Genomic DNA, 23,878 nt, shown 5'->3' with positions numbered 1-23,878 from the left:
TATTCTCAATTTTTCTAAATTATTTTCATTTATTAATTCATACAAAAAGGAGGTGACCATCGTCCCTCCTTTTTTAATTCCAGTTTTTAATTACGTTCTCATATCCTACCCCTCTGCTCCTTTCGACGCATTAAACTTTACAAAATATTTACATAAACTTAACATTTAGATAAACTAGTGTTGAGGTGTGTCTACTATGAAAGAATCATTTAAAAGATTTATAAAGAGTTACTTCTTCTTTTTTACTGTCGTACTTACATTAAAGTTTATTCTTCTAAGGTACTGGCTCCTATACGACTTCAATCCTTTTGCAAGCTTGTGGTTTGAAATGAGCCTGGTCCTGATCGTTATGTCTACCTTTGAATTAATTTTCAAACGCGGAAAGCTTGTTCTGTATATTTTCCTTGATTTACTTTTATCCGCATTGTTTGTAGGAATGCTCATTTATGAAAGATATTTCAGTACCATTCCTACCTATTATGATCTATCCCAGTTGAATCAGGTAGGCAGTGTGAATGAGAGTATGTGGATGCTCTTTGACAAAACAGACCTTATTTTCTTTTCAGATTTCCTCCTTCTTGTTGTTCTATGGTTTTTCTCGAGGAAGTGGTCTTACCCATCAATTAAAACCTCAAAATTAGCAATGACCGGGGTACTGGTAATGAGTTTGGTTGTGACCATAGTGAATTTCCAAATGAACAAAAGTGAAATGGTTTTGGATAATGCTTTATTTGCTAAAGAAAATGGATTCTTCCAAACCCAATTCATCCAGTATTACCATGAAAATTCAAATAGTGAAACGGCCCTTGCCTTTACTGGTGAAGAACAAAACGTAACACTCAAACGTATCCAGGAACTTAAAGGTAATGATTATGTACCAATGAAAGAACACGAACATTTTGGTATTGCCAAAGACCGTAATCTTATTGTGATTCAAATTGAATCTCTGCAAGGTTTCGTAATTGGAAAATCCATTAATGGGCAGGAAATCACACCCACGATTAATCAATGGCTTGAGGACAGTCTATATTTTTCCGATGTGTATCAACAAATTGGTTCAGGAAACACATCCGATGCGGAATTCTTGATGAACACGTCCCTGTATCCGCTTGGAAATCAAGCAACTACGGAGCAGGTAGGCGGCATGCAGCTTCCTTCCCTTCCACGTATGCTGGGAGATCAAGGTTATCACTCCGTAACCATGCATGCAGATGTTGTGACATACTGGAATCGTGACGAACTGTACCCTGCTCTTGGGTTTGATGACTATTATGCAAAAGAATTTTATGGAGAAAAAGACACCGTTGGCTTTGGTCCTTCGGATGGTTTGTTTTACGAAAGATCTATGGATGTTATAAAAGAGATCTCTTCCAACCATAAGAATTTCTATGCTCATGTATTGAGTTTAACCAGCCATACTCCGTTCGAAATGCCAAAGGATAAAGAGGGACTCGATCTTCCTGCCGCTTATGAAGGTACATTGACCGGAAACTACATGCAGTCGGTCCATTATGCTGATCAATCCCTGGGTGATTTTTTCCAAGACCTCAAAGATTCAGGGTTATGGAATAATTCTGTTATAGCCCTATATGGAGACCATTCTGGTTTACACGGAAAATTACTGAAAAGTGAAGATCAGGATTTACTGGAAGACTTTATCGGTGACCGCTATTCGTTATTAAACCGCTTCAATATTCCGTTCATCGTAGGTGTGCCAGGAAAAGAAGAAGTGTCAGGAGTTGTAGATCATATTGGCGGACAAATTGATATGATGCCGACACTCCTTAACCTTTTGGGAGTTGAGCCGAATACCCTTTACTTCGGCCATAACCTCTGGCATTATTCCGATAACCTTCTGGGGATGCGCTATTACGTACCTACAAGCTCGTTCTTTAATAAAAATGCATTCTTTATCGCTAAGAACAGTCGTTTTGATGAACGCATTATTGATTTAGCATCCAATGAGAGGATTGAGAATGAGTTTGAGAACCCATCCTCGCAATTTGAAGATGAACGTAAAGATATCCTTAAACTCCTTCAGTGGTCTGACGCCTACTTTGAAAGCTTTAAATGATGGATTCCCCTTCTCTTATAGAGAAGGGGCTTTTTATTTAAAAGCATAATAAAATAATCTAATTGATACTCCTTATACTTGATACATAAAGAGAACAAATTTGAAAAATTCACAATGCATAGCCGTCCACAATCCACGAATCAAGTCATTAGGATCATGTAAGGAATCCTACTCCCAGCAATTTCGTAAGGCTTTTATTCAACAAAAAGAACCGGAGTCAGCTCCGGTTCTCTTTCATTACTGCATCATATTTTCAGCTAATTCAGCCAATGGATCGGCCACGTCTACAACATCAGACCCTCCAAGGAGGATATAGTTGTGAATCTGTCTCGCACTAATCGTCTTCTCCATTGCGGCAGGTATATTATCTTCTCTTACTAATAAAAGTGGTGCGTTTTTCTTTGCAGCAAGCACCGAACCAGTTAAAGCATCCGCATAGTTGTATCCCGTTGCAACAAGCGCCTGTTGATTACCAAGATCAAAGGTATCGATGATGTCAGCAGCCGTTTCAAAACGTGTAGGACCGGAAATCCGGTCCACCCTGCCATTAATTTCTTCAAGGACAGCATCACTGACCACATCATTCCCACCAATTACATATACTTGGGATTGGTCCTTAAGAGCATCGTTCGTTGCGGCAGGAGCAGATTGGGGACGGGTCAATAGTATTGGAAGACCTTGACGCGCAGCATAAGGAGCAACCGCCAGGGCATCCGGGTAATTCAGGCCTGTAGTCAACACGACTTCGCCTTTATCAGAGCCGAGCTTATCTGCAATCATATGAGCTGTTTCATAACGATCTTTACCGCCAATTCGTGTCACATCTTCCAAATTCATTGCTGTTAATTCATCTTCTACGTCCTTGCTTACAGCCCCTACGCTGCCAAGAATAATCACTCGATCAGCATGAAGTCTCTCAATCTCTTCTTTTGTTGAAGGATTCAATGAACCGGTACGTGTCAAAAGGATAGGTGCATCATATTTATAGGCTAACGGAGCACCTGCCAATGCGTCTGGAAAATCGAAAGCTTTGGCTAACACAACCGTATCGGCGCCATTCTGCCATCCCTTCTCAGAAATATCGATAGCTGTTTCAATTCGTGTTTCACCTTTTAAACGTGAAGTCACTGGCTCAATTGCACCCGAAGCGACAAAACCTTCACGTCCGTCTTCAAGCTTCACATGATAGCGAACCCAGTGACGTCCCGGTGATTGATCAGAAGTATCATAAAAAATGGTCGCATCTTTAATGTCTACGACTTCCCGTTGTTCAAGCTTCTCTCCGCCTTGTCCATTCTTTGTATCTCTCAGCATCGTTCCTTCAATCGTCAAAGCTTTATCTTCAGCTTTATACATCTGCCTTGAACTTGTTAAAGGAGCCGGCACTTGATAGAGCATTTTATTGAAGTTTAGAGTCGTATCTTTGTCATTCGGGTCGTATGTAAAGTCGTCTTTTTCTAAAGGGAGCGTCTTTAACTCCAGTCCATTATTATATTCCTCAATTACGCCAAATACTTTTTCCTGATAAGCGGACTCGTTTACTTCTCCATCCTCACGCTTAATTGGACTGTTCACTTCTTTCACTCCATTATATGCGAGAACGGCGAAGTACCAGTGTTCAATAGTGTCTTTGGAGTTATCGTTGACTGTTGGAATTACACCACGGACACCAAGATTCCATTTATCATTCAGAATATCAAGACCAACGTTGATGTTGTATTGAATATCGTTCTTCAATTTCCCTACATCATATCCGCCATCGGTTACCTGCATGATGCCAATACCACCATCGTCTTGGATATTTGGTTCCGTTTGATCCTCATCTACCCATTGCTTCCAAGTAGATTCCGCAAATGCAACAGCTTTGGCTACTTCCGGCGGGATGCCACGTTCTAAAGCGCTCTCTGTTAACATCTCATTAATATCACTGCATGTTACCTCAGCATCACTTTTCGCACATGGATAATTTTCATTGGCTGCCAGTGTTACAGAGTCACCAACCGCTGCAAACGCCTGGTAAGGAAATAAACTAAACACAAGTGTTAGTGTTAGAAATAACCCGATTATTTTTTTCATTAAAATCCTCCTTGAGCTAATATACGCATCTATTATACTACCATTTCTACTTAAAAATGGAAGGACAGGCCAGACATTTATACTATAAATACCCAAAATATTACTATCATTCATAGAGGAATAAGTACAGAAAGAAACTATTATAGATGTGGTAGAGAATAAAGAAAAAGCATAGTCACCCCCTTACAAATAGGGGGACTATGCTATGGATATGAGTGGGCACTTCTTTTAATTGTGCCTACATCTTAAAAATTTAGCTTGTCACTCAAATATTCATTTGTAGAAGTTACTTCTTCTCCTGAACTTGTAATTAAGTCCAAAGAAAGAGGGAAGATGCTAATGCCTCCTTTTTCCTTTAACTTATCTTAATTAGAAAGGCAGAGGTGCAAGCGTTGAAACAAACCCTCTCTCCACAAGTTCCTCCCAAAATGCTTTCGGAATATCCCGCTGAATCATCTCCAGATCTTCCTTAATCCGATCCGGTCGCGTCGATCCAGGAATAACAGATTTTACAGCTGGATGGGCTGTTGAAAATTGGAGTGCAGCTGCTTTTAAGGGCACATTGTACTTATCGCCAATCTCTTTCAATTGATTCACTCGTCCAATGATATCGGCTCCGGCATTTTCATAGTTGTAGTGCTCTCCACCAAACAAGGCACCGGAATTATAAGGACTGCCCACTACGATGTCTACGTCCTTCTCTTCAGCCATTGTCATCATGCGTTGCAGCGCACGGTCGTGCTGCAGAAGCGTATATTGCGTTGCGGATAAGCAGACATCCGGTCTTGTTTCCTCAAGTTCCATGGCAAGTTCAATCGGTTCTGTCGTATTGACGCCGAGGCCCCACGAGCGGATGACGCCTTCTTCGCGAAGACGTGACAATACACGGAAAGCTCCTGTCCTCGCTTCTTCGAATTTGGCCACCCATTCGTCACCGTGGAAATCAGGAGAAACGTCATGTACGAAGACCATATCTAGACGATCAGTCTTCAATCGTTCCAGGCTCTGCTCAATGGACCTCTTTGTTGCGTCCTCAGTATAGTCGGTAATGACTTTATTGTTCCGGCCATGTTCAAAAAGCCCTTCGTTCTTTTCTGTTTCATCCGTCATATAACGGCCAACTTTTGTGCTTAACACATAGTCATCACGGTTGTACTTCGATAACACGTCACCGACACGCATTTCTGCTAAACCAGCTCCATAGAATGGGGCGGTGTCAAAATAGCGAACACCCTGATTCCAGGCGGTTTGGATCGTTTCACGTGCTTCTCCTTCCGGAACATCCCTGAACATATTCCCTAAAGGCGCTGTGCCGAGCCCTACTTTATGTTTCAATGCATTCTCCAGTGATTTCATATGTGATTCCTCCTTTGGTCGAATCATATAGTTGTATATCCAACTATTCTGCACATCAAACATGCATACAAATATAGAAAATCCCCCTCATCGTGAGGAGGATACATCCAATGCCATTTTCAAATATTCCACAAACATGGCCGACTGCTCTTTCAGCTTCACCTTCTCTTCCGGCAGCATCGCATGGTCGAGGGCAAGACCATCAACGAAAGTGATAATCGACCGAGCAATCAGATCACTTTCATAGCGGTCACTAAATTCACCGGAACGTTGTCCTGCTTTAATGAGTTCATCATACATACGCAGTCCCATTTCATACCTCTTTTCCCCATAGGCACGCCTGCGTTCATCGTTCCGTCCCGTGATAAAAAACTCTAACTTACTTGGTGCGAGTGGATCCATTTCTGTATCAGGACTTCCGTCTTCTCCGAACAAAAGCTGCATAAGCGAATCCCAGTAAGATTCTACGTTTCCCAGAGAAGCCTCTGTCGCTCCCCCTTCGCCCGTGAGTCCTTCTTCAAGAAGAGCTTCAAACAAATCTTCTTTATTTGAAAAATACTGATATAGCCCACCCCGGCTGACACCAGCAGCCTCCATGACGTGCTTCATCGTCGTGTGCTCATAGCCATGTTCGATGAAGACGTTTCTTGCTGCTTTCAAAATATCAGCTCGGCGTTGCTTCAGGTGTTCCTTGCTCACTCGCGGAGACATGCGCATTCCCTCTCTCTACTTTTCTTTTTGTTACAAATCCAATCATGGATACTAGGACAAGGAGACTTGCCGTAATCGTAAACGTCGGAATGACGCCGATTATTGTTGCGATCCATCCTCCGACAAGTGGGCCGATAATCGTAGCCGTCGTCATGACACTATTGATAACCCCAAACACGCGGCCTGTCATATGAACAGGCGTGTTCACCTGGACCGTCGCCTGGAATGGAACAAAAATGAAACTTGCCGAGAAACCAGCCGTGAATCCAAGTCCGGGTCCCCAAAGGATGGAATAACCGAGGTCATAATAGGTAAGGACCCCCATAATACCGAAGCTTGCTCCTATTCCACAAACCCCTAGAAGCATAAGGGGATAAGAGCGGTAGTCGGTTTTCTTCGCTAGTAAAAAACCAGCTGCAAACATGCCTAGCCCTGAACCTGTGACAAGATACCCAAACAGGTCCGGAGAAGCGTTTGTCAGCTCACGGATTAAGACGATTAACTGCGAATCAGCGGATTGAAGAATCAGTAGGCTGAGCCCGACAAGGACCAAACCTGTAATCATGAAGCGATTAGATTTGATGAAAGAAAAACCAAGGGCGAACTCTTCGCTGAATGAAGTGTCCTCTTTTTCTTTTTCCTGAATTTCTAACTGGATCGCATTCGGAACAAACATAAGGAGAACCGCGGACACAGCAAACGTGGCCGAGTCGATGATGAATACCTGCTGTGCCCCAAAGATCGCAACCAGTAATCCACTGACGAGAGGACCGAGGATTTTCGTAGAGGAATCAATCATCGAAGTAATGGACATGGCCCCCTTCATATCTTCTTCTGGCACTACTTCTTTAAGTTTCCCATTTTTCGCAGGTACGAAAACAGCAGAGAAAATCCCAATCGTCAGAAGGGTTGCATAGACCATCCAGAGCGATGTCGCAACCGTCAAAATTAGAATCAGAGCTGCCCTGACAACGTCAGAGATAATCATAAGCGTTTTCCGGCTGAAGCGGTCAGCCACCATTCCAGCCATCGGCCCAAACAAGGCCATCGGCAAAGCCAGACACAAGAAGATGAACGATACTTCAAGCGGTGATGCATCCCACTTCAATCCAACTAACGTGATAATCGCAACAATACTAAGCCAGTCGCCGATGCTCGAAATGGCTTGAGCAGACATCAAGGTCATGTACCCTTTGTTTTTCCATAAGCGTTCCATAGGTTGAGCCCCTCTCAATTAAACGACACTGATGTCGTTTTTATTAATTCCATTATATCGACACTGATGTCGTTTTGCAACTGCTTTTTAAAAAAGGATGAAATCGCCCAACAAAAAAAGCATGGAGTGAGCTTCCACTTCCATGCTTTTTCCATCCCACTTATAATCACTGAGCCTTTTTCTCAGCTGATTCTCCTTCTCTTTCACCTTTGACTAGTTGTTTATGTATGTCACTAATGAGATACAATCCCCTGAGTAAACAGCCTACAACAATACCAAAAGTGATAATTCCTCCTATTAATGGCCCAGTCATCATAATCAACCAACCTAATAACATGCAGGCGAGAACAATGAAAAATAACATGCACACCCCTCCTTACAGATTTTCATTATTTCAAACCGCCCCCTTGTAAAACAATCCATTTAAGCTAGAATTATCGGGCAGTAATAAAGAAAGAGGAAAGCATAGCGGTTTCTTCATCCTTGCTCTCATTCCCATTTTAAATCCCTAACGTATTCATCAAAACGACTCTCCAACCATCTGGATCTTCAATGGTTATCCCTTTTTCCTTCCAATAGGGATTTTCAGATTCTACTTCCTTGTACCCCATATCCTGTAGTCGTTCAGCTGTATTCAACACCTCATTACGATTTTCTATATAAAATACCAGCAAATTATCTTTCGTGGGCGCAGGGCAGGGGCTGCCCGCTTCATGTCTAGTAAACTCGAGGTGATAAGGGAGCCCGGGTAATCCATACACCACTCCCTCGTATCCTCTGTGCCCTGAAAAGTCTGTCAGTCTCTCTAACCCAAGTCCAGACTCATAAAAATCGATCACTTTTTCGAATTGATCCGTTGGTCTCGCCATTCTTATTTGTGATGCTTCAAAACTTGTGAATTTCATTCATTTTCCTCCCATTATAACGAGCACTCCTTGATAGGAACTGGAAAGCCCTCTTTTAAAACCAATCGTAACTGATTCAGAAGGAAAGCTCATTAGCGGAAAGAATGAAGTCCGGGTACAACTTTGGACTGAATAAGAATGACAGAACATTTGCCAAAGGATCATAAAAAAAGTGCCTTTCCATCTTGATGGAAAAAGGCACTTTTAACTCCCTTTAAATGTTCACAGGACTCTCTTCCTGTTCTTCCGTCAGCTCAAGCGTATCTTCAGTCGTCGCATGAATTTCACGAATTAATTCTGGATTTTCCACTAGTGGTTGCCCGTAAGAAGGAATCATCTCCTTGATTTTCGGTTCCCATTCCTTCAGCTGCTCTGGGAAACATCTCCCCATCAGCTCAAGCATGACTGAAACAGCTGTCGATGCTCCTGGAGAGGCACCTAGGAGGGCAGCAATGGAGCCGTCTGCGGAACTGACAACTTCGGTTCCAAATTGAAGGGTTCCTTTTCCTCCACCTTCGGTATCCTTGATCACCTGCACACGTTGACCTGCGGTGACGAGATCCCAGTCCTCTGCTTTAGCTGTAGGGATGAATTCACGCAGTTCTTCCAAACGTTTTTCCTTCGATTGGATGACCTGCTCAATTAGATATTTCGTCAAGGAAGCGTTCTTCACACCTGCTGCGACCATTGTAGCTAAATTATCCTTTTGGACGGATGTAATTAAATCAAGCAGTGATCCTGTTTTCAAAAACTTCGGCGAGAAGCCGGCGAAAGGTCCGAAAAGCAAGCTCTCCCTGCCATCTATAAAGCGTGTATCCAAGTGCGGCACGGACATCGGTGGGGCACCGACTTTCGCTTTGCCATACACTTTCGCGCGGTGTTCGGCAATCACTTCCGGATTGTTGCACACCATGAACAAACCACTGACAGGGAATCCGCCGATCTGTTTGGATTCTGGAATGCCTGTTTTTTGAAGCAAGTGCAGACTTCCGCCCCCGCCACCGATAAAGACAAAATTGGACTTATGAAATTCCATCTTATCGTTTTGAAGATCGCGTACTTTCACTTCCCAAGAACCGTCTTCCGCACGTTTGATATCTTCTACACTATGCTTATAGTTGATTTCAAGGTCTTCTTTTTCGAGATGATCAAACATCTTCCGCGTCAACGAACCGAAGTTCACATCTGTTCCCGCATCAATCTTTGTTGCGGCAATGGGTTCAGTAATCGTGCGGTTCTTCATAATTAGCGGAATCCATTCTTCCAGTTTATCCGGATCATCGGAAAATTCCATGTCCTTGAACAATGGGTTCTGAGACATCGTGTTAAAGCGCTTTCTCAAGAAGTCCACATTTTTCTCTCCCTGAACGAAACTCATGTGAGGCAATGGCATAATGAAATCATTCGGGTTACTGATTCGGTTGTTTTTTACGAGATAAGACCAAAATTGCTTGGAGACTTGAAACTGTTCATTTACTTTAATGGCTTTTGTCATATCAATCGATCCGTCGGGCTTTTCGTTCGTGTAATTCAGCTCACAAAGGGCAGCATGGCCTGTGCCTGCATTGTTCCATACATTCGAACTTTCTTCCCCTGCACTTCCGAGCCTTTCAAAAACACGAATATTCCAGTCCGGTACTAACTCTTTAAGCAAGGATCCCAATGTCGCACTCATGATCCCTGCACCAATTAAAATCACGTCTGTCTTCGAGTATTTTTTGCTCATTTCCCTTTCATTCTCCCTATTATCAGATATTTTTATCTATGTTCAGTGTATCATTATTGTTGAAAAATTAAAATATTTGGAAGCCCTTCCGTGAGTGAATTTGGAAGGGGAATTTCCATTAGGGGATGAAAAACATCGCACCATCAGCCTATTCAAAAAAGGGCCACTGGGTTCAGGACAATGATGCTTAAATGAAGAGAACCTAGGTTATGGGTTATTCATGCAATTAAAAAGTGTCTGCCTCTTCTCCTAGAGGCAGACACTTTTTCACATAAGCAGTAATGTTAAACCCGGAGCAAGAACCGAAACGATGACAGCACTCAACACCATCGCAATCGTACTAACAGAGCCTTCAAGCGGATCCCGCTCCATGGAAGTCGCCGTTCCAATCGCATGAGACGCGCTTCCCATCCCTACCCCTTTTCCAAGAGGATGGGTCAAACGGGCGTAGTGCATCACCACAGGATGGATCAGTACCCCGCCGATGCCTGCAATCATGACAAAGACAGCCGCGAGCGGCATGACACCACCGCTTGATTCTGCAATCGACATCGCCACAGGTGTCGTAACCGATTTCGGAACGATTGAATGGATAATCAACTCACTGAACCCCGCCCATTTGCTGAGCAGAAGGCCAGAGGTTACACCAATAAACGCACCTACAGAAGTCCCTACTAAAATCGGCAGGAGCATCCTTTTCAAAAGGTCACGGTACTGATAAAGCGGGAAAGCAAGCGCAACGACTGCCGGTCCAAGCAAGTAATCGATCCACTTACCGCCAAGCATATACGTATCATAAGAAAAACCGAACAACAGCAATAGAACGATGATGGTCACCGTCGATAAGATAATCGGTGCCGTGTAGATGCGGCGAAACTTTCGATAAACGAACAATGCCCCTTGATAGATTAAAATCGTCAGGAAGATGATAACCGAAGCCGAAAGAAGACTATTCATGAGCAGCCTCCCTCCTTCTCGCCATCCATTGAGCAACGAAACCTGAGATGCCCATCACCAGCGCCGTACTCAAGAGACCAATGAGTATTAAGAGAACCCCTTTCCCTTCAAAAACATACGCATAGCTCATCACTCCCACCGTTGCCGGAATGAAAAAGAACGGGAGATGTTTGATCATAAAACCAACGCCCTGATTAACCCAATGTTCTGGGACTATTTTTAATGATAAAAGGGTGAAAAGGAAAACCAGGCCGATGACACTGCCTGGAATGAACAGGTTAAACGTCTTTTGTATGAATGTACCAAAAAGATAAATGATATATAAGCCTGCGATTTGCAGAAAAATAGTGACTGCTTTTGACACGTGTGATCCTTCTTTCTAGTTGTGAGTTGGAAGTTTACTTCCTTTATTATATAGGAATAAGAAAAGCATACAAAAATCCTGCTCCCTGGTTGTTACGTGAACAGAAAGGGAGTGACTGTTGCTATAAAATATTGCCCCGTCTATCACGTACTGAATCATTTTATCATGATGGAAAAACCTTAAAACCCTCCCCTCCCTCTTAATCATTCGACTTCATCTCAATGCTCAACCGAAATGTAAGAACCCTTTTTTTATATTTCTTTTTCATTCTCATGACATGTGTCTTAGATCATCAACAATATGTTAGTATTCTTCTATATTGTACCTATAAAACCAATCTTTTCTGTATAAAGGAAGTGGAGAACATCATGAAAACATTCACACAACTGCTGCTTGCAGCCTTTCTCATTTTTCTTCTTGGAGCCTGTGCCGAACAGACTTCAAAAGAGGCAGAAGAAGCGCCTGAAAAAGAAACGACACCTGAACAAAAGAAGGCACCCGAGCCTCCATATCAACCATTAACCCCATCTGAAGATGCCGTCCCACTCAAAGATAGCTTGTCCGAAGAAGCACTTAAGAATATGCCGGATGAGGAGGCGGTTCTCGGAGGCGATCCAACCCGTTCCGTACCTGCAGGTGAAACGCTCGCCAAGGGGGCGGTGGATAAGTCTGAGGGACCATTGAAAGACCACAGACTCGTCACGTATTATGGAACTCCTCAATCCGAAAACATGGGGATTCTCGGTACGATGGAGCCGGAGGAACTCATGAAGCAGCTCAAGGAACAGGCTCAAGTCTATTCGAATGCTGATCCTGCACGGCCGGCCATCCCAACCATTGAACTGATTACGACAATGGCTCAACGCGATCCTGGTCCAGAGGGTACATATGTAAGTAAGCTCCCCGATGAAAAGATTGAGGAGTATGTAAACCTCGCAAAGAAACATGATGCACTCGTCATTCTTGATATCCAGCTTGGTACCGATACGGTGATGAATCAGGTCAAGAGCATCGAGAAGTGGCTCAAGCACCCGAACGTTCACCTGGCGATCGACACAGAATTTCAAGTTGCTGAAGGGGAAGTACCAGGAGAGGATCTCGGACAGGTGGATGGAACAGAGATCCAAAAAGCTGTGGAATACCTTTCCAATCTGACGGAGAAAAATCATCTCCCTGATAAATTTGTCCTTGTCCATCAGTTCACGGAACATGTGCTCACGAATAAAGATGCCATTCAGCCCACTGACAATGTAGAAGTGGCGCTTAATTTTGACGGCTGGGGAGCATCCATTGATAAAATGGCGCTGTATAAAAAATATGTACGCGACAAGCCTTCCCAGTATGGTGGTTTTAAAATTTTCTATGATAAAGATAAGCCGGTAATGACACCAGAAGAAGTGGTGAAGCTCGATCCAAGTCCAGCGATTGTGAATTATCAATAAAAAAAGTGCCTGCTCGCTTAATGACGAGCAGGCACTTTTTTATGTTCCATTGATCTGAATCCCTTTGCTCTTCGCCAAATCGTCTGCCACAATGGCCTCCCCTTCCACTTTCGTCCCAGGTGCGACTCTTGGCTGGACAGAGGGGTTCTGAGCATAGGTTTGACCGTCGAACTTGATGTGAGCGAAGAAGTCTTCGATTCCTCCTCCAGCCACATACATGATCAAATCCCGGTACCCATTGGTTGTCGTATTGGACACAATGACAGGGTTTCTTACGAGGGAGAAGCGAGACAATACTTGATATTCACCTTCTATTTCTTTGAAAATAACAGCACTGCACCCACCCGTCCCACAGACAAATGGACCAACTAAAAATACAAAAACCTCTTTGTGCCCATCGTTATTCAAGTCGATTCTATTATAAAAATACCTGATGTTTTCTTCAGATAGGTTAAAATTATATTCCTTTTCAATCGCTGCTTCTAATTTAAGGTCTCTTTCTGTTTCTGAACAAACATAAGTGAGCGAAGAAAAATCAATCCCCTTTTGATTAGAGAACGGTTCAATTTTACAAAGGTCCCTTCTTAAATTCAATAATGTATTTCTGGATGGATAAGGATATTCAAAATCTAGAGCATGAGTAATAGACTTGTAAGCTTCCCGTTTACGACCTGTTTTCATTTGTGCATCCGCTAAATAATACCAATACGTAGAAGAATCATATTCTCTTAATAGTGAGCTGTAATAGTGTTCCACCTTTTTAAAATAAGCGGGGTAAACGTCTTCCGCCTTCTCAAACCCATCACGCCCCAAACGAAAAACCTCTACAGTATAAGCCAAGCCAGTATCGTGTTTCCACAAAGCGACCTCGTAAAGTCCATCCCTTCCTTGTTCGCCCTCCATGTCTTCCACATCGATCATACTGAAGTATTGATTGCCCTCAACTAAATCTGTGAATCCACCATTTCCCCATTCATAAACGCTGAGTTCCGACCAGATCGACCCTACTTGCCAACCTACAAGGATGTTGTATTCGTTTCTGTTTTTTAGTGGAACCGCCCCTAAGTACTTGACCCCATACCCTTTATCTTTTTTAGTATCAGCGATATACCACCCTGCCGGCCCCTGCTTCAGGATCATCAGGTAGTTTTCTCCTCCCCAGTAGTAGATGCCTGCGATTTCTGTAACACCATCCCCTTCAAGGTCGGTAACTAATAAGGCATACTTAGATTCAGGTGTTGCAAGATGTACCATGGTGGCTGTGGGAGGCAGGAAGCGTTTGAAGATACTCACAATGTCTTTTCTCATAAGGTGTCACCTCTTATTACTCAATATATGTGAGTATGGAGGTTGCATGTAAAAGCCTTTCTCTCACTTTTATAGACGGTAAAATCGAACGGAGGATATGAGTATCATGCAAAGGCTGGATGAGCTAAAATCTATGTAGTAAATGGCAGAAAAGAAAAAGCTGTGGTGTTGCAAAGACAAGCGAATGCATGGCAACACAGCAGAACTGCCAACCTGCTACCACCCCAACTGTGATTTCTCTATATCTTTCACAAATAAATTTTCCAACTGTTCTTTGACCTTTTGCGATAACATAGCTTCTGATGCTGTAATATTTTGTTTTAACTGTTGAGAATCCTTAGCCCCAGGTATTACGGTAGATACTCCTGGATAAGAAAGAATAAATTGCAGTGCTATTTTCACCATCGATGCATCATTTCCAACAATACGACGTACCTGTTCCACTAACCTTCCACGTCTTTCAATTTGGTCTGCACTCCATCTGCTTCTAATACCGGTAAATCTACTGTTGGCATCATATTTTCCTGTGAGCCATCCCGAATCTAATGGAACCTTCGTAATCACCCCAACACCTTGGTTATACGCCTCTTGTATCCCATCGGTAGGTTCTTGGTGAAAGATATTGAACATAACCTCAATGATCTGGCTGTTCGTATTGTTTAGTAATTCGTCCATCTCTTTTCCTGTATCGACAGAAGCCCCATACGCTCTAATCTTGCCCTGTTGTTTTAGTTTTTTGAGCATTTGAAATTGAGGACTGTCCCCGTGAAGGATTGTGAAAGGAGGATTGTGAAGAAGGAGACTATCCAGATAATCCGTATTCAACCTTCGTAAACTCTCTTCCACTGACTGCATCAATCTATCAGGTTCAAAGTCTTGTTCTCCAAAAGGGTGATGCCCGCATTTACTGCTAATGACCACCTGATCTCGTTTTCCCTTAAGAGCTTTGCCAAGGATTTCTTCGCTCTTTCCGTCACCATAGTTAGGAGCGGTATCAAAGAAATTACAACCGTAATCCATCGCTTCTCTTACTAATTGGAGCGCTTTCTTGTCGGTCATCTCTCCCCAATCTTTTTCGTTACCTAACTGCCATGCCCCGAATCCCACATCTGACACTTGTATGCCTGTATTACCTAAGTCGCGTTTTCTCACTTTCATTTCCCCCTTTTATATGGGGACGGTTCTCGCGTTTACTCATTCGCTCACAAACAGCGGAACTGTCCCACGTGATCCATTCTGAATGAGGGTCAGTCGACATCCTAAATAATTTTTTACAAGGAATAAATGAAGTCTCCCTCTTTCTCATACTGTCTCGAAAAACCTAATTTTTCAAGCAACCTGATGGAAGATATATTTTCAGGTGAAACACCTGCTTTCACCTGAAAATCTCCTTGTTGTTTGATCCACGCAATCATTGAATCAGCTACTTCATAGGCATACCCTTGTCTTTTAAATGCAGGACTTACTGTATATCCAAACCAGAACGTATCCTCTTCTTTTTTGATAAAGACATCGCCAACAAGGTGTTGGTCTGATTTACTTATTATGGCCAATTGTGCCCCGTTTTCTAAAGACGGTTCCTTTAATAAATGTTCTTTATATTCTTCTCTCGATAATCCCTTAAATCCTTGAAACCTCATCCATTCTAGGTCATTACGATATACTAAAAACTCATCAAGATCAGCATTGACAAAAGGTCTTATGTAACACCTTTCTGACTGAAAGGTTATCTTTTTACCTTCATTATAATCTCGGTATTCAGACAATTTAGATTCTATCCTTTCAACTTTATTATGACTACACCCTATATATAACGTCGGCCATGAAACGTAAGAAACTCCACGAATAGCCTCATATACGATTATTTATGGTACGGATCATTTCGATTGATTTTAAACGCACGGCAGATCTGTTCAACCAGAATCAACCGCATCAGCTGATGGGGAACGTCATTTTGGAAAAAGCAGCCCTATGTCACTGCACTCAAGTACCTCACAATCCGAGTGATCCGTCGATGACGAAGGTTACCTGATTTCCCTTCTTTTGTGAGGATAATTTTAGTTTATCATAGCTAAAAACTGTAAAGTAGAAACGCGGATAGTCAACACGACAAAAGCAAAAGACAAGAGCTATTTGTCATTCCATGTTACGCTGAAAACAATTACTATCAGGGGTGATAACTATGAAAATAGGGATTGTTGGTTTAGGAGACATCGCGAAGAAAGCCTACCTGCCTGTTCTTTCGGAAAAAGAAGGCGTGGAACTTGTGCTCTGCACACGAAATAAAGAAACGCTGGACAAGCTGTCCGCTAAATATCGGATTTCTGAAAAAGTCCAGACCGTCGAGGAGCTGATTGAGAAGGATATCGATGGCGCTATCGTCAGTGCAGCGACTGAAGCACATTTCGAAATAGCTGAAAAGCTGCTATCGCATGGCATCAACACTTACATAGACAAGCCGATTTCGATGCATTTTCATGAAACCCAAAGAATCGTCCAGCTCGCAGAAGAAAACCAGGCCATAGCGATGGTAGGTTTCAACCGGCGGTTCATTCCTCCAGTGAAAGCCTTGAAAGAAAAAGGGAAACCGAGTCTGGTCCTCATGCAGAAAAACCGGTTCCGGCTGCCTGATAATGTCCAGCGTTTTGTCGTAGAAGATTTCATCCATGTGGTAGATACGCTCCGCTTTTTGATGGATACCGAAGTGAAGGATGTAAATGTTCAGGCCCTCAAAAACGGCGATATGATGGACCACCTGATCATCCAGTTGATCGGGGAAGAGTGCACAGCGATGGGCGTTATGAACAGGAACGGCGGCGTTACAGAAGAAATCATTGAATATTCCGCGGGAGAGCACAAATATGTCATCAAGGACCTGGTGGAAACGATCCACTATCACGACAAAGAAATAAATATCTCTCAATTCGGCGGTTGGGACCCAACATTATATAAACGTGGCTTTTACCAGATTACCGATCATTTCATCGACTGTATCGCCAACACCCGGACGCCTGATCCGTCGATTCAAGACTCGCTTACCACCCATGAGATCTGTGAACAGATTGTAGAAAAGATAGAATCAAAATAAGCAGCACAAAAACGGACGCGCTTCAGGCGTCCGTTTTTGTGCTCGTGTATAGTAGGGGGCACTCGGTACCTTAACCGCATTTGCAATATCATTAGAGTAACGGAATCCACGAGCCGCCCTGACCTTTCAACTGCACATTCTGATAACCAATGTCGCTGTTCAGGTTGATGATGAGATTGATTTAAAAGTATTGCTCCTTCGCTGTGCTGTACGAATGCAAAAAATCATTTACTTGTGATACGGTTCGTTTCGTATAATCTTAAAAGCACGATATACCTGCTCCACAAGCATCAACCGCATCAACTGGTGAGGGAAGGTCATATTCGAAAACGACAACCCAAAATCACTTCGATTGAGCACCTCATCACTTAAGCCAAGCGAACCACCGATCACAAACGCCACTTTACTCTTTCCGTAAGTCGCAAGCTCGTCCATTTTTTTCGCAAGCTTCTCAGACGTCAACTGCTTGCCTTCGATTTCCAGTGTGATGACGTATGTATCCTGTGAAATCTTCGAAAGAATGCGCTCCCCTTCTTTTTGCTTCACTTCAACCATTTGCGCATCACTTAAGTTTTCCGGCGCTTTTTCATCCGGGACCTCGACAACATCTACTTTCGCGTAGGGGCCGAGTCGTTTCACATATTCCGCAATCCCCTGCTTTAAATATTTCTCTTTCAATTTCCCAACACTGACAATCGTAATTTTCATGCTGTATTCCCCCGTATCGCTTCATTTGTATCTAGTGTACCACGAAGTGGATTTCCATCATTAGGTGTACCAGGTCATACATAATATGGAATTTACTCATAAGCCTCCCTTTACCACATAGACATGAAAGGTAAGCCATTAATTCCTAAAGAGGAGATGAAAGCATGAGTAACTTCAAAAAGAACAACGACTCTAGGGAAGATGAGCAGGCTCAGAAGAAAGATGATGGATTTGTAAAAGGGGTATCTAAAGAAGCCAATGACTTCATTCATAATACGGTCGACGCTTCCGGTAAAATCATTAAATCAATTACGGGTGAAGGCGGTTTGATCGGAAAGACAGTGGATTCTTCCGGTAATATCGTTAAGAAAGCTTCTGAGAAAGGCTCAGATGTCATTGGCAAAACGGTGGACAATTCTTCAAAAGCGTTTAAATCGATCAAAGACAAGACGTTCAACAGAAAGAAATAGAAAACCTAATCCAAACTCTCTAAAAGGAATCGATTCGTTTAGGTTTGAATACAGATGAAGGTTCAACAAGAGTGAAAGACCAAATTCTTAAGAATTTGGTCTTTTTTGTTTGTCTATAGTTCAAATTATAAAGAAGCTTGTTTTTTCCTTGTCCAAACGTTTGATTTCCCTTGCAGACCTTCTATTATTTCTAAAGCAAATACGCGGACTTCATTCAATTTACTTTCGCTCACCCATTGTATGGTATCGTCTTTGGTATGTATTAAGTCTCGAACACCACTGCTGCTGAATGGAATACTTGGTACACCATTCGAGAAAAATGTATAATGATTGCTTTCATACCATGGAAGGGTCCATTGTACCGCAGGGAACTTTCTTTTTATATTTCTTAAATAATTCTCCAGTTCATCGGAACCGCCCATGAGCGTAATATTGTTTGTTCCAAGAGTTTGTCCAACCCCATCGAAGTTCAAAGCAAGAATAGCATCTTCCAAACTTCCTTTATGTTTCCTTAAATAATATTCATCCCCGAGACCAAGGTATTCTTCAGAGCTGAAAGCAATAAATTCAAACCCCACCTCCCAATCTTTTCTCTTTGAGATTTCTTCCACCAGGGAAAGTAAAGTAGCTATACCTGAAGCATTGTCGTATGCCCCATTCGTTTCAAATACGGTATCATAATGAGCGGCAAGAATGATCTTCTCTTTTCCTTGCCCCTGCTTTCTCCCGATAATATTTTTCGTCCGCCCCTTGTTTCTTTTACTATGGATCTTACAAGTAGCTGATGAGCGTGGATGGTCATTCATTATTTTCAATCCAACCTCTGGTGATATCGTTAAAGACGGGATAGAAAAGTCCCAGTCGTTAATAATGGGAAGGTTTTTACCCTTCTCCATTCGTACGAAAATAATCGCTGAAGGTTTTTTCTCTTCAAGGAGTTGCAGAGTCTTCTGATGGTGATCAGGGTTATATATAGTAAAACCTTTGGGAACATAATTTTCTTTCGATAACTCTCCATATAAAAAAGCAATGTTCCCCCCCAAATAGGGTGAAGACTCAAGCTCTTCAAGTGTACAAAAAGGCACAATCTCTCCACTAACCTCACAGGCTTCTGAAAAATTATTCCCCTTGGCCTCAAGAGTTTCACCATTAAACTCAAGATTTGTTTCATTCAGATGCCAAGCGGGCACCTCAAACTCCTGTTTTTCTACTACCAACCCTGCATTTCGGAAAATTTTCTCGATATAATCAGCTGCTGCATGGTTCGCTTTTGATCCTACAGGGCGACATCCAATCTTCTCGGATAGCATAATAAAGTGATCCATAACTCCTTCTTGAAAAGTTGACATGAAATCCTCCTTAAATAAGCAATTCTATTACTATTACATCTTCATAGAGAAAATCCCTCTATATCTCTAACATTAAATGACAACTAAACGTATAGTTAAACAAAACAGGACACCCATCATAGGATGTCCTGCTGTTTGTGTTATTAGAGAATGCCAATCGTGTTCAACAAGATGACAAAAGCCACAGAAATTACCGGAATCAATACAGCAACAACAAAGATATCCTTATAGCTGTCTTTATGCGTCATTCCCGTAATCGCAAACAGTGTCAAAACCGCTCCGTTGTGAGGAAGTGCATCGAGACCGCCGGAGGATAAGGAAGCAACACGGTGGAAGGCTTCCGGGCTGATCCCTGTATTCATCGCGATTTCATAGTATTTGGATCCTAACGCTTCCAAGGCGATCCCCATACCGCCTGATGCGGAACCGGTTGCACCAGCGAGCACGTTAACCGCAATTGCTTCAGAGATCAGTGGATTTCCTTTGATGCCCATCAGCAGTTGTGTCAGGTTGGCGAAGCCGGGGACTTCGCGTACGACTGTACCGAAACCGACCGCGGCACTCGTGTTAATGATGGCAATAACCGATCCGCCTGCTCCACTGTTCATGGAAGGAATGAACTTCTTGTACATCGTCACATTCAAAAGCATGATGAGCACGATTCCTGAAATCAAAGCCGTGACAACGTCCCATTCTAATAGATTCAATGTAAGAAGAACCGTTAATAAGGGCAAAAGGGACAGGAAGAAATTCGGCGTTTGATCGGGTTGTTCCACTTCTTTCTTTTCTTTCGGTTCAGTGAATACCTCTCCTTGAGCGACGAGTTTCTTTTCACGCCATCTCAGGTAAAAGTAACCTCCACCACCCATGATGATGGCAGCAATAACCCCCATGACAGGTGCAGCCATGGCATCCGTCTGGAAATATTCCATCGGGATCAGGTTCTGGATTTGAGGGGAACCCGGCAGGGCTGTCATCGTGAATGTAAACGCACCTAAAGCGACCGTAGCGGGAATCAGTTTACGACTGATATTCGCTTCACGGAACAGCGATAGGGCCAATGGATAAACAGCGAAAACAACAACGAACAGACTGACTCCGCCATACGTCAGAACAGCAGCAGATACGAGTACCCCTAAAATCGCACGCTGGGTACCGATCAATTTTGTAAGAGCGACCGCAACAGAACGAGCCATCCCTGTGTCTTCCATCAGCTTTCCAAAAATGGCACCGAGCATGAAGACCGGGAACCAGTCTTTCGCGAAGGCGACAAATCCGCCCATGTATGTATCTTTATAAGCTTCGAGTAGATCGAGACCGCCGGTGAGGGCGACGACACCAGCTGCGATGGGCGCCACCCAGATGATCGACCAGCCTAAATAGGCGAGGGCCATCAATACGGCAAGTCCGAGAAAAATTCCGAGCATGGTTTTTCCTCCTTAGGTTTATTGAGTCTCGACGACCATGGCGATGCCTTGACCGCCGCCGATGCATAGCGATGCGACGCCGTAACGTCCACCTCTTCGTTTAAGTTCCTTGATCATCGTGTACAGGACACGTGTGCCGCTTACGCCGATTGGATGACCAAGGGCGATGGCTCCTCCGTTGACGTTCACTTTGTCACGGTCGAGGCCCAGTTCTTTTTCAACCGCAAGATATTGAGATGCGAACGCTTCGTTCACTTCAACAAGGTCCATATCATCAAGCGAGAGCTCCGCCTTTTCCAATGCCTGACGAATCGCTGGTGCAGGACCGATGCCCATATATTCAGGTTCAACGCCCGCAACGGACCAGGAAAGAATCTTGGCTATCGGCTGAACATTATGATCCCTCACGAAATTTTCGCTTGCTAAAACCACAGCACCTGCTCCGTCATTGATGCCACTGGCGTTTCCACCTGTCACCGTGCCGTCCTTTTTGAAGGCAGGCTTCAGCTTGGATAAGGATTCAGGGTTCGTATCTTCACGGATATGCTCATCCTGGTCGACCACTTTAGTCCCTTTGCGTGTCTTAATTTCGACAGGAACGATTTCATCTGCAAATTTCCCTGTTGAACGGGCTTCTGCAGCAAGCTTATGACTGCGTGTGGCATACTCATCCTGCTGTTCTCTTGAAATTTTATATTTCTCGGCAAGATTTTCACCGGTCACACCCATGCCGGCACCGATGTATTCATCCGTCAATGCAGCCCAGAGCATGTCATCAACTTTTGGTGTACCGAGCTTCGTTCCAAAACGACTGCCCCGCATGGCATGTGGTGCAAGACTCATGCTTTCCACACCACCAGCTAAAGCCGTTTCCCCCTCGCCAAGCTGAATGGACTGTGCAGCCGAGATGACGGATTGCATACCGGATCCACACAACCGGTTGACTGCAAGAGCCGGGCTTGTATGTGGTACGCCTGTTTTCAAAGAAATGTGGCGCGCTAAGTAAGGCGCGTTTTGAGAAGAGTGGATGACATTTCCCATGATAGTGAGATCAATATGTTCTGCGGAAATGCCGCTTCTTTTCAAGGCTTCTTTACTTGCGGTGACTCCTAAATCGGTTGGATCTACGTCTTTCAGGGAACCGCCGAACGTGCCGAACGGAGTGCGTGCCCCTTCTACGATATAGACTGGTTTCATGTAAAAATCCCCTTTCGTTTATTGAGCCGTATAACCGCCATCGATAACGACCGCCTGACCTGTGACCCCTTTGGCCTTGTCGCTTGCAAGAAACAACGTGTAATCTGCAATTTCCTGAACAGACAATAGACGTTTTTGAGGAACAAGCGGGTAAATGACTTCTTCCAGCGCTTTTTCTAGAGTAACCCCACGGTTTTCAGCGAGATCCTCCAGTTGATTTCGAACCAGCGGTGTGTCTACATAACCTGGGCAGACGGCATTCACCGTGATTCCGTCTTCCGCACCTTCAAGAGCTGTCACCTTCGTAAGACCGATGACGCCATGTTTGGCACTATTGTAGGCGGACTTTCCGGCAAATCCGATTAGTCCATTAATGGACGCCATGTTGATGATGCGGCCGAAACCTTGCTTTTTCATAATCGGGAAAGCATGTTTCGTCGCCATGAACGGGGCAACTAACATAATTTTAGTAATCAATTCGAATTTTTCTGTTGGGAAGTCTTCAATCGATGCGACGTGCTGCAACCCGGCATTGTTGACGAGCACATCAAGACGACCGAATTTTTCTACCGTTTCGTCAATCGCACTCTGAATCTGTTCCTCTTTCGTCACGTCACAGACAAGTCCGATCGCCTGCAGACCTTCCTGATTCAGACGTTCCGCTGCTTCTTTTACTTTTTCTTCGTTAATATCGCTGAGTGCTACTTTTGCACCGTTACGAGCGAATTCGGTACCGATTTCATAGCCGATCCCGCTCGCTGCACCTGTAATGAATACCACTTTATTCTCAACCATGGGTGTTCCTCCTTATTTGCTGGATGGCATTTTTAAAAGTTCATCACTGATGATGAGGTTCGCTTCTGTCTGAGCTTTGATTTCGTCCACGGTCCATCCTTCAGCAATTTCGACTAGCATCAGTCCTTTGTCCGTCACGTCCATAACCGCACGGTCTGTGATGATACGGTCAACGACGCCTTTTCCTGTCAGGGGCAGTTTACATTCTTTTAAAATCTTCGGATCGCCATGTTTATTGACGTGATCCATGATGATGACGACCTTTTTCGACCCGTGTACGATATCCATCGCACCGCCCATGCCTTTAATCATTTTCCCGGGGATCATCCAGTTGGCGAGGTCACCGTTTTCTGCAACTTCCATACCACCTAAAATGGCTAAATCGAGGTGCTCACCACGGATCATGGCAAACGATTCCGCACTATCGCAGTATGCGGCACCCACAGAAGCCGTTACTGTTTCTTTTCCGGCATTAATTAAATCCGGGTCAACTTCATGCTCATAAGGTGAACGGCCGATGCCCAGTAGTCCGTTTTCTGACTGAAGCACAACTTCTTTATCCGGCTGGATGTAGTTCGCGACCATTGTCGGCATACCGATCCCGAGGTTTACGTAGTAACCGCTTTCAATTTCCTGCTCTGCTCGTCTGGCAATCATTTCGCGGATTGCCGCTTTGTCTTTTTGTACTGCCATTGTTCATCTACCTCCT

General features: G+C 43.7%; 22 protein-coding genes and 1 pseudogene. 4 read left to right on the top strand and 19 right to left on the bottom strand.

Annotated features, from left to right (window positions below; all coding sequences use genetic code 11):
• Positions 1-196: 196 nt before the first annotated feature.
• Positions 197-2,074 (top strand): LTA synthase family protein, encoded by a 1,878-nt coding sequence (locus J0K78_RS09180; RefSeq protein WP_206946406.1) that lies wholly within the window; start codon positions 197-199, stop codon positions 2,072-2,074.
• 237 nt (positions 2,075-2,311) lie between these two features.
• Here the strand turns inward: J0K78_RS09180 and J0K78_RS09175 are convergent, their stop codons facing one another.
• The 9 genes from J0K78_RS09175 to J0K78_RS09135 all read right to left on the bottom strand — a co-directional run bounded on the left by J0K78_RS09175 (position 2,312) and on the right by J0K78_RS09135 (position 11,385).
• Positions 2,312-4,150: a cell wall-binding repeat-containing protein gene (locus tag J0K78_RS09175; RefSeq protein ID WP_206946405.1), complete on the bottom strand. Its 1,839-nt coding sequence runs from the start codon at positions 4,148-4,150 to the stop codon at positions 2,312-2,314.
• A 369-nt stretch (positions 4,151-4,519) separates the two neighbouring features.
• The gene (locus J0K78_RS09170; protein ID WP_206946404.1) at positions 4,520-5,506 is read right to left on the bottom strand and encodes an aldo/keto reductase; all 987 of its coding nucleotides are present in this window, start codon (positions 5,504-5,506) and stop codon (positions 4,520-4,522) included.
• An 87-nt stretch (positions 5,507-5,593) separates the two neighbouring features.
• Positions 5,594-6,217, bottom strand: a complete 624-nt coding sequence (locus J0K78_RS09165; protein ID WP_206946403.1) for a TetR/AcrR family transcriptional regulator — start codon at positions 6,215-6,217, stop codon at positions 5,594-5,596.
• Positions 6,171-7,433, bottom strand: a complete 1,263-nt coding sequence (locus J0K78_RS09160) for an MFS transporter (RefSeq protein ID WP_206946402.1) — start codon at positions 7,431-7,433, stop codon at positions 6,171-6,173. The genes J0K78_RS09165 and J0K78_RS09160 overlap by 47 nt, the downstream gene beginning before the upstream one ends.
• Positions 7,434-7,599: 166 nt before the next feature.
• Entirely contained in the window at positions 7,600-7,797 is a 198-nt protein-coding gene (locus J0K78_RS09155) for a hypothetical protein (RefSeq protein ID WP_242517801.1), read from the bottom strand.
• Positions 7,798-7,933: 136 nt separating this feature from the next.
• The gene (locus J0K78_RS09150; protein WP_206946400.1) at positions 7,934-8,338 is read right to left on the bottom strand and encodes a VOC family protein; all 405 of its coding nucleotides are present in this window, start codon (positions 8,336-8,338) and stop codon (positions 7,934-7,936) included.
• A 214-nt stretch (positions 8,339-8,552) separates the two neighbouring features.
• Entirely contained in the window at positions 8,553-10,064 is a 1,512-nt protein-coding gene (locus tag J0K78_RS09145; RefSeq protein ID WP_206946399.1) for a malate:quinone oxidoreductase, read from the bottom strand.
• A gap of 267 nt (positions 10,065-10,331) precedes the next feature.
• On the bottom strand, positions 10,332-11,021 hold the full coding sequence (locus J0K78_RS09140; protein ID WP_206946398.1) for an LrgB family protein: 690 nt from the start codon (positions 11,019-11,021) through the stop codon (positions 10,332-10,334).
• Positions 11,014-11,385 (bottom strand): CidA/LrgA family protein, encoded by a 372-nt coding sequence (locus J0K78_RS09135; RefSeq protein ID WP_206946397.1) that lies wholly within the window; start codon positions 11,383-11,385, stop codon positions 11,014-11,016. Before J0K78_RS09135 ends, J0K78_RS09140 begins: the two co-directional genes overlap by 8 nt.
• A 368-nt stretch (positions 11,386-11,753) precedes the next feature.
• On the opposite strand from J0K78_RS09135, the gene J0K78_RS09130 reads away from it, so the two are divergent.
• Complete coding sequence (locus J0K78_RS09130; protein ID WP_206946396.1) at positions 11,754-12,827, top strand: hypothetical protein; 1,074 nt, start codon at positions 11,754-11,756, stop codon at positions 12,825-12,827.
• Positions 12,828-12,866: 39 nt separating this feature from the next.
• On the opposite strand, the gene J0K78_RS09125 is transcribed toward J0K78_RS09130, so the two are convergent.
• From J0K78_RS09125 to J0K78_RS20295, 4 genes and pseudogenes are all read right to left on the bottom strand, one after another.
• Positions 12,867-14,135 (bottom strand): hypothetical protein, encoded by a 1,269-nt coding sequence (locus J0K78_RS09125; RefSeq protein ID WP_206946395.1) that lies wholly within the window; start codon positions 14,133-14,135, stop codon positions 12,867-12,869.
• 216 nt (positions 14,136-14,351) lie between these two features.
• Positions 14,352-15,293 carry an aldo/keto reductase gene (locus J0K78_RS09120; RefSeq protein WP_242517800.1) on the bottom strand — a complete coding sequence of 314 codons (942 nt, stop codon included), beginning with the start codon at positions 15,291-15,293 and terminating at the stop codon, positions 14,352-14,354.
• A gap of 113 nt (positions 15,294-15,406) precedes the next feature.
• Positions 15,407-15,901 (bottom strand): GNAT family N-acetyltransferase, encoded by a 495-nt coding sequence (locus J0K78_RS09115; RefSeq protein WP_206946393.1) that lies wholly within the window; start codon positions 15,899-15,901, stop codon positions 15,407-15,409.
• 95 nt (positions 15,902-15,996) lie between these two features.
• A pseudogene (locus tag J0K78_RS20295) lies at positions 15,997-16,169 on the bottom strand (23S rRNA (pseudouridine(1915)-N(3))-methyltransferase RlmH); the annotation flags it as partial.
• Between the two features lie 148 nt (positions 16,170-16,317).
• Between J0K78_RS20295 and J0K78_RS09105 the strand changes: the two are divergent.
• Positions 16,318-17,223 carry a Gfo/Idh/MocA family protein gene (locus tag J0K78_RS09105; RefSeq protein ID WP_206946392.1) on the top strand — a complete coding sequence of 302 codons (906 nt, stop codon included), beginning with the start codon at positions 16,318-16,320 and terminating at the stop codon, positions 17,221-17,223.
• Between the two features lie 228 nt (positions 17,224-17,451).
• Here J0K78_RS09105 and rlmH read toward each other — a convergent pair whose 3' ends face one another.
• Positions 17,452-17,931, bottom strand: coding sequence for a 23S rRNA (pseudouridine(1915)-N(3))-methyltransferase RlmH (rlmH, locus tag J0K78_RS09100; protein WP_206946391.1), 480 nt, complete (start codon positions 17,929-17,931; stop codon positions 17,452-17,454).
• A 164-nt stretch (positions 17,932-18,095) separates the two neighbouring features.
• On the opposite strand from rlmH, the gene J0K78_RS09095 reads away from it, so the two are divergent.
• Positions 18,096-18,401: a hypothetical protein gene (locus tag J0K78_RS09095; protein WP_206946390.1), complete on the top strand. Its 306-nt coding sequence runs from the start codon at positions 18,096-18,098 to the stop codon at positions 18,399-18,401.
• A 125-nt stretch (positions 18,402-18,526) separates the two neighbouring features.
• Here the strand turns inward: J0K78_RS09095 and J0K78_RS09090 are convergent, their stop codons facing one another.
• The 5 genes from J0K78_RS09090 to J0K78_RS09070 all read right to left on the bottom strand — a co-directional run bounded on the left by J0K78_RS09090 (position 18,527) and on the right by J0K78_RS09070 (position 23,862).
• Positions 18,527-19,750, bottom strand: a complete 1,224-nt coding sequence (locus tag J0K78_RS09090; RefSeq protein WP_206946389.1) for a M28 family metallopeptidase — start codon at positions 19,748-19,750, stop codon at positions 18,527-18,529.
• A 143-nt stretch (positions 19,751-19,893) separates the two neighbouring features.
• Entirely contained in the window at positions 19,894-21,177 is a 1,284-nt protein-coding gene (locus J0K78_RS09085; RefSeq protein WP_206946388.1) for a GntP family permease, read from the bottom strand.
• A gap of 18 nt (positions 21,178-21,195) precedes the next feature.
• Entirely contained in the window at positions 21,196-22,374 is a 1,179-nt protein-coding gene (locus tag J0K78_RS09080; RefSeq protein WP_206946387.1) for a thiolase family protein, read from the bottom strand.
• 18 nt (positions 22,375-22,392) lie between these two features.
• Positions 22,393-23,169: a 3-hydroxybutyrate dehydrogenase gene (locus J0K78_RS09075; protein WP_206946386.1), complete on the bottom strand. Its 777-nt coding sequence runs from the start codon at positions 23,167-23,169 to the stop codon at positions 22,393-22,395.
• A gap of 12 nt (positions 23,170-23,181) precedes the next feature.
• Entirely contained in the window at positions 23,182-23,862 is a 681-nt protein-coding gene (locus J0K78_RS09070; RefSeq protein ID WP_206946385.1) for a 3-oxoacid CoA-transferase subunit B, read from the bottom strand.
• Positions 23,863-23,878 lie beyond the last annotated feature (16 nt).

Source organism: Halobacillus sp. GSS1, assembly GCF_017307035.1.
Classification (GTDB): Bacteria; Bacillota; Bacilli; order Bacillales; family Halobacillaceae; genus Halobacillus; species Halobacillus litoralis.
Note: the sequence above shows the minus strand (reverse complement) of the source record. Positions and strands in the feature narration are given on the sequence as shown.